This is a genomic window from Bacillus proteolyticus (assembly GCF_001884065.1).
In the GTDB taxonomy this organism is placed as follows: Bacteria; Bacillota; Bacilli; order Bacillales; family Bacillaceae_G; genus Bacillus_A; species Bacillus_A proteolyticus.
The window spans coordinates 208,442-221,841 of record NZ_MACH01000142.1 but is presented as its reverse complement, the minus strand read 5'-3'; the positions used below and the strand labels follow the sequence as shown (position 1 = coordinate 221,841).

11 protein-coding genes are annotated in these 13,400 nt (G+C 37.0%); 10 read left to right on the top strand and 1 reads right to left on the bottom strand.

Annotated features, from left to right (window positions below; translation table 11 throughout):
- Nucleotides 1-4: 4 nt before the first annotated feature.
- Nucleotides 5-952: a class I SAM-dependent methyltransferase gene (locus BAQ49_RS26365; RefSeq protein ID WP_071747702.1), complete on the bottom strand. Its 948-nt coding sequence runs from the start codon at nucleotides 950-952 to the stop codon at nucleotides 5-7.
- A gap of 195 nt (nucleotides 953-1,147) precedes the next feature.
- On the opposite strand from BAQ49_RS26365, the gene hutP reads away from it, so the two are divergent.
- The 10 genes from hutP to BAQ49_RS26315 all read left to right on the top strand — a co-directional run bounded on the left by hutP (nucleotide 1,148) and on the right by BAQ49_RS26315 (nucleotide 13,268).
- Nucleotides 1,148-1,588: a histidine utilization transcription antiterminator HutP gene (gene hutP / locus BAQ49_RS26360; protein WP_000926520.1), complete on the top strand. Its 441-nt coding sequence runs from the start codon at nucleotides 1,148-1,150 to the stop codon at nucleotides 1,586-1,588.
- A gap of 103 nt (nucleotides 1,589-1,691) precedes the next feature.
- Entirely contained in the window at nucleotides 1,692-3,209 is a 1,518-nt protein-coding gene (gene hutH / locus BAQ49_RS26355; protein ID WP_071747701.1) for a histidine ammonia-lyase, read from the top strand.
- 23 nt (nucleotides 3,210-3,232) lie between these two features.
- A complete protein-coding gene (gene hutU / locus BAQ49_RS26350; RefSeq protein WP_071747700.1) occupies nucleotides 3,233-4,891 on the top strand; it encodes a urocanate hydratase in 1,659 nt (552 codons plus the stop codon).
- 12 nt (nucleotides 4,892-4,903) lie between these two features.
- A complete protein-coding gene (gene hutI / locus BAQ49_RS26345; protein WP_071747699.1) occupies nucleotides 4,904-6,175 on the top strand; it encodes an imidazolonepropionase in 1,272 nt (423 codons plus the stop codon).
- The gene (gene hutG / locus BAQ49_RS26340) at nucleotides 6,154-7,125 is read left to right on the top strand and encodes a formimidoylglutamase (RefSeq protein WP_071747698.1); all 972 of its coding nucleotides are present in this window, start codon (nucleotides 6,154-6,156) and stop codon (nucleotides 7,123-7,125) included. Before hutI ends, hutG begins: the two co-directional genes overlap by 22 nt.
- Nucleotides 7,126-7,419: 294 nt before the next feature.
- A complete protein-coding gene (locus tag BAQ49_RS26335; protein ID WP_000486322.1) occupies nucleotides 7,420-7,881 on the top strand; it encodes a CarD family transcriptional regulator in 462 nt (153 codons plus the stop codon).
- A 603-nt stretch (nucleotides 7,882-8,484) separates the two neighbouring features.
- A complete protein-coding gene (locus tag BAQ49_RS26330; protein WP_071747697.1) occupies nucleotides 8,485-9,612 on the top strand; it encodes an alkene reductase in 1,128 nt (375 codons plus the stop codon).
- Between the two features lie 67 nt (nucleotides 9,613-9,679).
- Nucleotides 9,680-11,254, top strand: a complete 1,575-nt coding sequence (locus BAQ49_RS26325; RefSeq protein WP_071747696.1) for an FMN-binding glutamate synthase family protein — start codon at nucleotides 9,680-9,682, stop codon at nucleotides 11,252-11,254.
- Nucleotides 11,255-11,687: 433 nt separating this feature from the next.
- The gene (locus tag BAQ49_RS26320; RefSeq protein WP_071747695.1) at nucleotides 11,688-12,626 is read left to right on the top strand and encodes a ring-cleaving dioxygenase; all 939 of its coding nucleotides are present in this window, start codon (nucleotides 11,688-11,690) and stop codon (nucleotides 12,624-12,626) included.
- A 27-nt stretch (nucleotides 12,627-12,653) separates the two neighbouring features.
- Complete coding sequence (locus BAQ49_RS26315; RefSeq protein WP_116733507.1) at nucleotides 12,654-13,268, top strand: alpha/beta hydrolase; 615 nt, start codon at nucleotides 12,654-12,656, stop codon at nucleotides 13,266-13,268.
- Nucleotides 13,269-13,400: the final 132 nt, after the last annotated feature.

Here is a 13,400-nt window from a genome sequence, read left to right as displayed (position 1 = left end):
TTTGCTAGCTTTTTTCTTTTTTACATTGATAAATCGCTATCGTTTTCGGATCGCGCCATATACCGTTGTGAAATGATAATTCATTTTCTATTTCTTCTTTTAGCCATTCCTTCATTTCAGTGTGAAGATATATATTATCAGGTATATTCAGGGACGGAAACATGCTAGAAATATAGTTTATAATTGGAGAGGCATGATGGAAAACGAGTGCATTATGAATAATTGTTTCTTCAACAGTTGAAAAAACAGATTGTAGTATCTCTTTACCATTTTCTGAACAAAATGGAGCTACCGCTACTGATGTTTTTGGTAAGTCAAATGCGTCTAGCATGCTGTTACACATTTCAACTATACGAGGCATTGAAACTTTGGAATTTGTTGTAGCTAAAAGTGCGCCGCCGGGACGAATTACTTTATGGAATCCTTGAATTGTTTTTTCGACATCTTTCATGTGGTATAGCATATGCCTTGCGATTACCCAGTCATAACAATTAGCGTCGAAAGGAAGTTTACTAGCATCGCCCAGTTTCCATTCAATTATTTTATTCTTTATTGCAGCTTCAGAAAGCATAGTTTCCGATTGATCAAAGCCGGTTAGATGTCCTTTATGACCGTTTGTTTGTAAAAGGGAAAGGAATTTTCCATTAGCGCATCCGACCTCTAATATTTTTTCTTCTCCTTGGAGTTGTAAATGTTCCATGACGACTTCATCTACATTCACTCGTTTCTCTTCAAAATGTTTATGCGTATTGATACGTGTTTGTAAATGGTTGCTTACGCTGTATTGGCGTTTTACATCATTCATTTTTTCACATTCCACCTTTATGCAAAATTGCTGGATTGCATGTGTTAATACGTCTGTTTTATTTAAACTTTCGTAATGGAGTGCTGCTTCAAATCTTTCAAGTAATTTTTCTTCAATTCGAAAATGAATATCTTTTCGCTTCGCCACTGAAATTTCGCTCCTTTGCATCTGTTAGTGAGACTATAGCACGCTTGAAAAATTTATGTAAATAATTTGTGTACACAAATTGAGAAGATGAAAAAATTGTTTGAATATTATTTTAAACTATTGACGATTTAACCGTTTTCATATATTCTTAAATTAAGTAATATTCAAATAATTCAAAAGAAATGAGAGAGTCACATGCTTCTTCAAGGAACACATCGAATTGGTCGTATGGCCATGCTGTTGGCACTTGCGGATGAGAATGAAAGCCCTGTATTATCTATTCCAAAAGGTTGGAAGTATTGTACGGGGAAAGTGGGTTCTATGAATTCGCAAAAGGTTGTAGCAGCAATGGAAACAGCGGCGAAAAGCACCCAAGTTATTGAAACAGACGTTTACAGAGAAACACATGCACTTTATCATGCAATAATGGAAGCTTTGTACGGAGTGACGAGAGGTCAAATTCAGTTAGCAGACGTTCTTCGTACAGTAGGACTTCGCTTTGCGATTGTGCGCGGTAGACCATACGACGGAAAAAAAGAAGGCGAATGGGTTGCTGTTGCATTATATGGAACGATTGGTGCACCTGTAAAAGGATCTGAGCATGAGGCGATTGGTTTAGGAATTAATCACATATGATTTGCCCATAGTCTATTAGTTAGAAGGGGGCCTTACTTTTTTAGGACAGAAGTCTGTCTTAAAAAGATAAGGTCCCCTTTTGCCTTTATAAGGAGGAAAAAGAATGATTACGCTAACAGGACACACATTGACAGTTGAAGAAATGAAGAGGTTGTTACTTGAAGGTGAAGGTGTAACAGCTTGCCCAACTAGTATGCAAAAGGTGGCAGAGTGCCGCGAAGTTGTCGAGAAAATTGTAGAGGACGGAAAAGTTGTTTACGGTATTACAACTGGTTTTGGAAAGTTTAGTGATGTGCTTATTCAAAAAGATGATGTAAAGGCACTTCAGCACAACTTAATTCAATCACATGCATGCGGGATAGGCGACCCATTTCCTGAAGAAGTATCACGCGGTATGTTAATTTTACGAGCGAACACGATGCTTAAAGGAGTATCTGGTGTTAGACCGCTTGTTGTAAATATGCTTCTTGAGTTTGTAAATCGTAAAATTCACCCAGTCGTTCCGCAACAAGGTTCACTTGGTGCGAGTGGCGATTTAGCACCTCTATCTCATCTTGCTCTCGTTTTATTAGGGGAAGGTGAAGTGTTCTACAAAGGAAAACGAGTTCATGCGATGGTCGCTCTTACAGAAGAAGGACTTGAACCTATTGAACTTGAAGCAAAAGAAGGTCTTGCGTTAATCAATGGTACACAGGCGATGACAGCGCAAGGAGTTCTTTCTTATATAGAAGCTGAAGCAACGGCTTATCAATCTGAATTAATCGCTTCTATGACAATTGAGGGATTGCGCGGCATTATTGATGCATTTGATGAAAATGTTCATAAAGCGCGTGGTTATAAAGAGCAAGTAGAAGTAGCCAGCAGAATTCGTGACATTCTTCATGATAGTAAATTAACAACAAAGCAAGGAGAACTTCGGGTACAAGATGCATATTCACTTCGTTGTATCCCACAAGTACACGGTGCTTCTTGGCAAGTTTTAAATTACGTGAAAGAAAAATTAGAAATTGAAATGAATGCAGCGACAGATAACCCACTTATTTTTGATGGCGGGGAAAAAGTAATTTCAGGTGGTAACTTCCACGGACAACCAATTGCATTTGCCATGGACTTCTTAAAAGTTGGAATGGCAGAACTTGCAAATATTTCAGAGCGTCGTATTGAACGCTTAGTAAATCCGCAATTAAATGATCTACCACCATTTTTAAGTCCAGAGCCAGGACTTCAGTCTGGTGCAATGATTATGCAATATGCAGCGGCTTCACTCGTTTCAGAAAATAAAACGTTAGCACATCCGGCGAGTGTAGATTCAATTCCATCGTCAGCTAACCAAGAAGATCACGTGAGTATGGGGACAATCGCTTCACGTCACGCACATCAAATTATTCAAAATGCAAGACGCGTTCTTTCTATTGAGATGATTTGTGCGATGCAAGCAGCAGAATATCGCGGTATTGAAAACATGAGTACAGTAACGAAAACGTTCTATCATCAAGGCCGTCAGCAAGTACCTTCTATTACAAATGATCGCATATTCTCAACGGATATTGAAAATATCACGCATTGGTTAAAAACGAATTATTCGATAAAAGAAAGATTGGATGTAAACGCAGCACTATAAAACAAGAAAAGGGAGAGATTGAAATGGAAAAAGTACAACAAACAATTCGTGCGGCAAGAGGTACTGAGTTACAAACGAAAGGGTGGGTTCAAGAAGCTGCACTTCGTATGTTAATGAACAATTTAGATCCTGAAGTTGCTGAAAAACCAGAAGAATTAGTTGTATATGGCGGAATTGGTCGTGCAGCTCGTAACTGGGAAAGCTACAATGCAATTGTTGATTCATTAAAAACGTTAGAGAGCGATGAAACGTTACTTGTTCAATCAGGAAAACCAGTTGCAATTTTTAAATCACATGAAGATGCACCTCGCGTTCTGTTAGCGAACTCAAACTTAGTACCAAAATGGGCGAACTGGGATCACTTCCGTGAACTGGAGAAAAAAGGTCTTATGATGTACGGCCAAATGACAGCTGGTAGCTGGATTTACATTGGAACACAAGGGATTTTACAAGGAACATATGAAACATTTGGTGAAGCGGCACGTCAACATTTCGATGGATCATTAAAAGGTACAGTAACACTTACTGCTGGTTTAGGTGGTATGGGTGGTGCGCAACCTCTTGCTGTAACGATGAATGGCGGTGTTGTGATCGCTATTGATGTAGATAAGCGTAGTATCGATCGTCGTATTGAAAAGAGATATTGTGATCTGTATACAGAATCATTAGAAGAAGCATTAACTATTGCGAACGAGTATAAAGAGAAGAAAGAGCCAATTTCAATTGGGTTGTTAGGAAATGCAGCAGAAATCTTACCTGAGTTAGTGAAGCGTAATATTACGCCAGATTTAGTTACGGATCAAACATCTGCTCATGATCCATTAAACGGTTATATTCCAGTAGGTTACACGTTAGAAGAAGCAGCGAAACTTCGTGAAGAAGATCCAGAACGTTACGTACAATTATCAAAAGAAAGTATGAAAAAACATGTAGAAGCAATGCTTGCTATGCAAGAAAAAGGCGCGATTACATTTGATTACGGAAATAATATTCGCCAAGTTGCTTTTGATGAAGGTTTGAAAAATGCATTCGATTTCCCAGGATTCGTTCCAGCATTTATCCGTCCGTTATTCTGTGAAGGAAAAGGACCGTTCCGCTGGGTAGCGCTTTCTGGTGATCCAGAAGATATTTATAAAACTGATGAAGTAATTTTACGTGAGTTTGCTGATAACGAGCATTTATGTAACTGGATTCGTATGGCTCGTCAACAAGTTGAGTTCCAAGGTCTTCCATCACGTATTTGTTGGCTTGGTTACGGTGAGCGCGCAAAATTTGGCCGCATCATTAATGAAATGGTGGCAAATGGCGAATTGTCAGCACCGATCGTTATCGGTCGTGACCATTTAGATTGCGGATCAGTAGCATCTCCAAACCGTGAGACAGAATCGATGAAAGACGGCAGTGATGCAGTAGCAGACTGGCCAATTTTAAATGCATTAATTAACAGTGTAAACGGTGCGAGCTGGGTATCTGTTCACCACGGTGGTGGCGTTGGTATGGGTTATTCACTTCACGCTGGAATGGTTATTGTTGCAGATGGAACAGAAGCAGCAGCAAAACGTATTGAGCGCGTATTAACTTCTGATCCTGGAATGGGTGTTGTTCGTCACGTAGATGCTGGATATGACTTAGCTGTTGAAACAGCGAAAGAAAAAGGCGTTAACATTCCAATGATGAAATAAGGAGGAGAAAACATGCTGGACACTTTACTAATAAATATCGGTCAATTACTAACAATGGATCAAGAAGATGGCTTGTTAAGACGGGAAGCGATGAACACGCTTCCTGTTATTGAAAACGGTGTAGTTGGAATTGAAAACGGCGTAATTACTTTCGTTGGAACAGCGGAAGAAGCAAAAGGGCTTCAGGCGAAAGAAGTTATTGATTGCGGCGGGAAAATGGTTTCTCCTGGTCTTGTTGATCCGCATACTCATCTTGTATTTGGTGGATCACGTGAAAATGAAATCGCGCTGAAATTACAAGGAGTTCCGTACCTAGAAATTTTAGAACAAGGCGGAGGTATTCTTTCAACTGTAAATGCAACGAAGCAGGCGTCGAAAGAAGAACTTGTTCAAAAAGCGAAATTTCATTTAGACCGTATGCTATCTTTCGGTGTGACAACTGTAGAAGCGAAGAGTGGTTACGGATTAGATGATGAGACAGAATGGAAACAATTAGAGGCAACTGCGCAATTACAAAAAGAACATCCAATCGATTTAGTTTCCACATTTTTAGGTGCCCATGCAGTTCCGAAAGAGTATAAAGGTAGATCAAAAGAATTTTTACAATGGATGTTAGACTTAATGCCAGAAATGAAAGAGAAGCAATTAGCTGAATTCGTCGATATTTTCTGCGAAACAGGTGTGTTCTCTGTAGAGGAATCAAAAGAATTTTTATTAAAAGCGAAAGAGCTTGGCTTTGATGTGAAAATCCATGCAGATGAAATCGACCCTCTTGGTGGTGCGGAAGCAGCAGCTGAAATTGGTGCAGCATCAGCGGACCATTTAGTTGGCGCTTCTGATAAAGGAATTGAAATGCTTGCAAACTCTAATACAGTAGCGACTTTATTACCAGGGACAACTTTCTATTTAAATAAAGAAAGTTTTGCACGTGGACGCAAAATGATTGATGAAGGTGTAGCGGTTGCTTTAGCTACAGACTTTAACCCAGGTAGCTGTCCAACTGAAAACATCCAGCTTATTATGAGCATTGCGATGTTGAAACTGAAAATGACACCAGAAGAAGTTTGGAATGCCGTAACAGTTAACTCTTCTTACGCAATTAATCGTGGTGATGTAGCTGGGAAAATTAGAGTTGGTCGTAAGGCAGATTTAGTTTTATGGGATGCTTACAATTATGCTTACGTACCGTACCATTACGGCGTAAGTCATGTAAATACAGTGTGGAAGAACGGTAATATCGCATATACAAGAGGTGAACAATCGTGGAGCACGGCCACTATTTAAAGAAAAATGCAAAATTTATTGATCGTGAAGTAACGAAATGGAGTGAGATGATTAAAGATTGGGAGGAAGGCGTAGAAATATTCGGTGCAGCCTTAATTGGTGCACCTCTTTCTAAACCATCTATTAGTCATTCAGGGGCATGTTTTGCACCGAAAACAATTCGTGCGATGTTAGATGCATATAGCACGTACGCAATTACAGAAGAACACGATATGAAAGAAAGTGTTCTTCATGATTGCGGTGATATTACGATGCATGTGACAGATTTAAAAGAAAGTCATAACCGAATTGCGAAAACAGTTGGTCACTTGACGAAAGTAAACCCGAAAATGATACCGATCGTTCTTGGTGGTGACCACTCGATTAGTTTCCCGAGTATAACAGGTTTTGCAAATAGTAAAGGAAAGGTCGGTATTATTCAATTTGATGCCCATCATGATTTACGCAATTTAGATGATGGTGGTCCATCAAATGGTACACCGTTCCGTAGTTTACTAGAAAATGATGTGATTACAGGAAAACAACTCGTTCAAATCGGAATTCGTAATTTTTCAAATGCACGTACGTACCATGAATATGCAAAAGAGCATGGCGTGAAAGTGTATACAATGAAAGATGTAAGAGAGCGAGAAATAAAAGATCTTATTTCAGAAAGTATTGAAGTATTAAGAAAACAAGGTGTGACTTCTATTTATATTTCTCTTGATATGGACGTATTAGACCAAGCGTTTGCGCCAGGCTGTCCAGCAATTGGTCCTGGTGGAATGGATAGTACAACTTTACTTGATGCAATTGAATTCCTTGGTAAAGAGCCACTCGTTCAAGGGATGGATATAGTCGAAATTGATCCAACTCTTGATTTTAGGGATATGACGAGTAGAGTAGCTGCGCAAGTGATTATGAGTTTTCTTTTAGCGCGAGAAACGATTAGTAAACAGGTTAGTATATAAGCGAAGAATTGTGCGTGTGAAGTTTTGAAGTAACCGTTTTTGTCTTTCATGTTGCACATTATATAAAAATACATTGCTACTTATATGTAGTGATGTATTTTTTGTTTTACAAGGTATATAAAATTGGAGGAAAAGGTAACAAAAATGCGGGTTTTTTAGTGTTTCTGTACAGATTGAATTTTTATGTGTAAATAAATTGACATGGAAAATATTTTTGTGATATTATAAAAATTTTGCTAAAAAAATAAATGTGTGTTATGCTTGAGAAGGTTACCATATATGGAGGTGGATTATTTGTTTCAAATTGGCGATAACATTGTTTATCCAATGCACGGAGCAGGTATAATTAAAGCCATAGAAGAAAAGGAAATTTCAGGAGAAAAACAACAGTATTATGTTATAAAAATGTCGGCTAGTAATATGGAAGTAATGATTCCTATGGGGAAAATATTGAATTCAAATATACGACCAGTTACAACTCTAAAGGCATTAACACACATAATAGATGTTTTTCAACATGGAGAATCAGATAGATTACTTACGTGGAAACAAAGGTATAAATTGAACACTGATAAAATAAAAACGGGTAAAATACAAGAAGGTGCTGAAGTTGTACGTGATTTATTACGTATGCAGAAGGAAAAAGCACTTAATGCAAGCGAAAAGAAAATGTTAGATAACGCACATGAATTTTTGATTAGTGAACTGGGATTAATTGAAGGTATCACAGAAAATCAAATAAAAAGCTTTTGTTAAGATTCATTGTAGATAATGTATTACATCCCAAAAAAGATCTTGAATTTTTTGGGAATATAATTATAGAGAATCAATCATTTCAAAGACATTCAACTCTTTCAAACCACTTTTAGAGCATTAACCTCTTTTGTTATTACTACAATCTAATCCATTTTTATTTTTTAATTTCTTTTACGAATGTTCGAGGTTTAATTAAATAACTCGATAAAATAGTTACTTGATTTTTGCAATCCTGATTCACACTGGCACGGACGAGGAGCCGTAAGGATGAAAGAGAGGTAGGGCTTTCATTTTTTTAGGTATATAAGTTATTATTTTTAGAAGAATACTGAACCACTCCCACTTCTATTGTTAAGAGATTTTCCATATGTGAGGAGATAATAATTGTTTATTTTCTTTATGTAAAAGAGATAAACGAATTGTTAGCCTTATATGGTCAACTAAAAAAAGGTTTCCTAATTAGGAAACCTTTTTAATTTTTGTTTTTATCATTCTGTTTGTTTAATATTCGAATTTATAATGGCAAAGACGTATAAATTGACGTTACTATCTAAAAGTAAGTATGATGCGATTGTAGTAAGAATTTTTTTAGGGGGAAGAAAAATGACAAGTTCAAATAATAAAGCAGCGAGTATTTATGAAGGAACAAATATAAACGCTTGGGGCTCTTTTGAAAATATTGAAAAGACGAAGTTGTTTGATCCGATTCAAATAGGTTCTTGGTCTCTTCGTAATCGTATAGCAATGGCACCGATGACGAGATGTTTCGCGGATAATGAAACAGGAGTAATTGGTGCTGATGTAGTCGAATACTATAGAAAACGTGCTGCTGATGGATTGGGATTAATTATTACAGAAGGAATTGTTATTAGTCCGAGAGCAAAAGGGAATCCAGGAGTACCAGGTATTTACACACAAGCGCAAGTCGATTCTTGGAAACCTGTTACAGAGGCAGTACATAAAGAAGGCGGAACGATTATTGCTCAAATATGGCATGTTGGCCGTATGAGTCATCACGAAATAATTGGTGGTCAAATGCCACAAGCACCGTCTGCAATTGCTGCGGAAGGGAATGTTCCGCGTTTTCGTAAACCGTTTGATACACCAGAAGCAATGACGTTAGCAGAAGCAAAAGAAGTTATCGGTCAATACGCACAAGCTGCGAAGAATGCGATAGAAGCTGGGTTTGATGGAGTAGAAATCCACGGTGCACACGGATATTTAATTGATCAGTTTACTTATGAGTTTGCGAATAAGCGTACTGATCAATACGGGGGAGACTTAAAGCAAAGGTTAACGTTTATGAAAGAAGTAACGGAGGCTGTAATAGAAGTGGTTGGAGCTGATAAAACACTTCTTCGCTTCTCTGCTTTCAAAGGTGATAATCCTACTTATATGTGGGAGAACCCTGAACTTGCAATTGAAACTTTTGTAAATATGTTCAAAGAAGTTGGATTAACGATGATTCACCCTTCAACGATGAATTATACGCAAGTTATTGCTGACGAAATGAATTTTCATCAATTAGTAAGAAAGTATTGGGATCGTACTATCGTAGGAGTAGGTAATTTAAATCCGAAAGAGGCAGAAGAAGCACTGCAAGAAGGAACAATTGATGTAGCGGCATTTGGAAGACCATTAATCGCTAATCCGGATTTTGTTCATCGAATTAAAAATGCTGAAAGTTTAGTTGAATATGATGCGAAAGAGCATCTTGCTACGTTAATTTGAATAAGGATAAAAGGAGAACACATGAAGTGTTCTCCTTTTATTATGGAATTTCATAGGGGGAAGCGGGATGAGTGAAACTCTACTCGTTATTATTAGTATATTGCTCTTTTTGATGTTACTTTTAATTGTCTTTTTTATTATTACATTTTTTATAAAAAAACGGACGCACCATTCTATATTAAAACTGCATCCATACTTAGGAAGAATGCGCTATTTACTTGAAAAGATAGGACCGGAATTCCGGCAATACTGGTTTGATCATGACACGGATGGAAAACCTTTTTCACGTTACGATTTTCAAAGTGTTATGTTCTTAGCGAAATATCGTTCTGAAATACTTGGTTTTGGATCGAAACGAGATTTTGATGCATCTGGCTATTATATTGCTAATACATTGTTTCCGATTTTAACAGATGAATTAAGTGTAAATCTCACGAAAGAAAGTAAGGGGAAAAAGTATGTAATTCATAAAGAAGGATTATTTTCAAGAAGAGAGAAATTGACAGCGGATACAACAAATCTTTGGTTATATGAAGATGACGATGCAATTATAGTTGGTGAAAATCGTAAATACCCATGGAAGCTACATGGAATGTTTGGAGCATCAGCGACATCTTACGGTGCGATTGGAGAGAATTATATTTTAGCGAGCGGTTTTGGTGCGAAAATGGCAGGTGGATCGTGGATTAATACTGGAGAAGGGGGTGTAATTCCAGAACATTTACATACAGGTGCGAATATCGTTGCACAAATTGGTCCAGGGTTATTCGGATACCGTGATGAAGACGGGAATTTTTCAATGGAGAAATTTATGGATAAAGCGAAAGAAAGTAATATTAAGGCGTTCGAGTTAAAATTTGGGCAAGGTGCTAAAATACGTGGTGGCCATCTAGAGGGACAAAAAGTAAATGAGAAAATTGCTTCTGTTCGGAACGTACGAGAAGGGGAGACGATTAATTCACCGAATCGATTTTCATTTTTAAAAAATGCAGCGGATACACTTTACTTTATTCAAAAGTTGCAAGAAAACGGTGGTAAGCCAGTCGGGATGAAAATCGTAATTGGACAGCAGAAGCCTCTGGAAGATTTATTAAAAACAATGAGTGAATTAAATATTTATCCAGATTTTATTACAATTGATGGTTCAGAAGGTGGATCGGGTGCTACGTATAAATCGATGGCAGATAGTATGGGACTTCCGCTTATACCCGCATTACTTACATTTATTGATACAGCAAATCATTTTGGTGTTCGGGATAAATTAAAGGTGTTTGCCTCTGGGAAATTAGTCACACCAGATAAAGTGGCGATTGCTTTAGCTATCGGTGCAGATGCCGTAAATTCAGCACGTGGATTTATGATGGCGAGTGGCTGTATTATGGCACTTCAATGTAATTCAGGACAATGCCCATCGGGGGTTGCAACTACAAATCCACACTACCAAAAAGCATTAGATCCGTATGAGAAAAAATGGCGAGTAATGAACTATGTTATTAGTATGAGATATAGTTTGTTTTCATTAGCGGCAGCAGCAGGGGTAAAGAGCCCACGCCATTTAACAAGAGAACATATTGTATTTAAAGATGAGATGGGGAGGGTAGTTGTTCTGTCGGAATTGTTTCCTGCTGTAAGTGAGAAGTAAACATATAGTAGAACAAAAAATATTGGTAAAAGTCATACATTTGTATGGCTTTTTTGATTATAGTAGTATGGGTATTAGTTATCAGAATATTGCTTTTGATGAAAAAGTGAAACGATATACTCATTGACAATAAAAACTAATTAGATTATAATAAATCTCGAATTCAAGATAAATTTTAAGGGTAGTCAAAACAATAAAAAATTATTTTAAATAATGTTAAACTAAGCATATTGTAAGAACTGTAATTTTTTTGTAAATTATCTCGAATTCGAGATAATTTCTGAGCTGAATGAAATGTGTTAGTTCTTTAGAGAAATACCTCAATTTTGAAAAAGATAGTATTGCGGATTGAACTTTATCATATGGACAAAATGAATAATGAAATTTAGCGAATAAACGTTTTTTGTAATGAAATAAAAAAGGAGTGGAAGAAATGGAAAAGAAAACAATGGGAATCCATCATATTACAGCAATTGTAGGACATCCACAAGAAAACGTAGACTTTTATGCTGGTGTATTAGGGTTACGTTTAGTGAAACAAACAGTGAATTTTGATGATCCAGGTACGTACCATCTTTATTTTGGTAATGAAGGAGGAAAACCTGGAACAATTATTACATTTTTCCCATGGGCAGGTGCTCGCCAAGGAATTATTGGAGACGGTCAAGTAGGAATTACTTCTTATGTTGTGCCAAAAGATGCAATGGAGTTTTGGGAAAATAGATTAGAAAAATTTGATGTTTCGTATACAAAGATGATTCGATTTGGAGAACAGTATATAGAATTTGATGATCCACACGGTTTACATATAGAATTAGTTGAAAGAGAAGAGGGCGAATTAAATAATTGGAATTTTGGAGAAGTCACACCAGAAGTAGCAATTAAAGGATTTGGCGGAGCTGTTCTTTTATCTGCACAACCTCAAAAAACAGCTGAATTATTAGAGCATGTTATGGGTCTTGAGAAAATTGGAGAAGAGGGTGAATTTGTTCGATTCCGTTCTTCTGCTGATATTGGAAATATTATTGATTTAAAATTATCAACAATCGGACGCGGTCAGATGGGCGTTGGTACAGTTCATCATATTGCTTGGAGAGCGAGCGACGATGCTGATCAACTAGATTGGAGAGAACATGTATCTCGCTTTGGGTACGGTGTAACTCCTGTGCAAGATCGAAATTATTTTAATGCGATTTATTTTAGAGAACACGGGGAAATTTTATTTGAAATTGCAACAGACCCTCCTGGTTTTGCCCATGACGAATCTTTAGAGACGATGGGTGAGGATTTAAAGTTACCGGAGCGATATGAAACACATAGAAAACAGATTGAACAAACACTTTTACCATTTGAAGTGAGAAATTTAGACTAAAGTGATTGGAAGGGGAAAAGAATTATGATGAAACATGTTTTTCAAAAAGGAAAAGATACGTCAAAACCAGTATTGTTATTACTTCATGGTACAGGTGGTAATGAGTTAGATCTATTACCGCTTGCAGAAAGAATTGATCCAAAAGCTTCTGTATTAAGTGTTCGTGGAAATGTATTAGAAAATGGTATGCCTCGTTTCTTCCGCCGATTAGCAGAAGGTATTTTTGATGAAGAGGATCTTGTTTTCCGTACTAAGGAATTAAATGAATTTTTAAATGAAGCAGCAAAAACATATGAATTTGATAGAGATAATATCGTAGCTGTTGGGTATTCAAATGGAGCAAATATTGCAGCGAGTTTATTATTCCATTATGAAAATGCATTAAAAGGTGCTATTCTTCATCATCCAATGGTCCCAAGAAGAGGGATAGAACTTCCTAATTTAGTAGAGAAAGCGGTGTTTATTGCTGCTGGAACAAATGATCCAATTTGTTCACCTTCTGAGTCAGAGGAATTGAAGATGCTATTAGAAAACGCAAATGCTAATGTAACAATGCATTGGGAAAATAGAGGGCATCAATTAACGATTGGTGAAGTAGAGAAGGCAACAGAATGGTATGAAAAAATGGTTTCACAGGCATAAATGATAGACTAAAACGGGTATAAAATCTTTATGATTTTATACCCGTTTTTTGTTGTAATTTAAGGGATTAAAAGAGAATAGGAAAACTATGTTAAAATATAAAGAAAAGTAAAGGGGTTCCTGTTTGTTAAT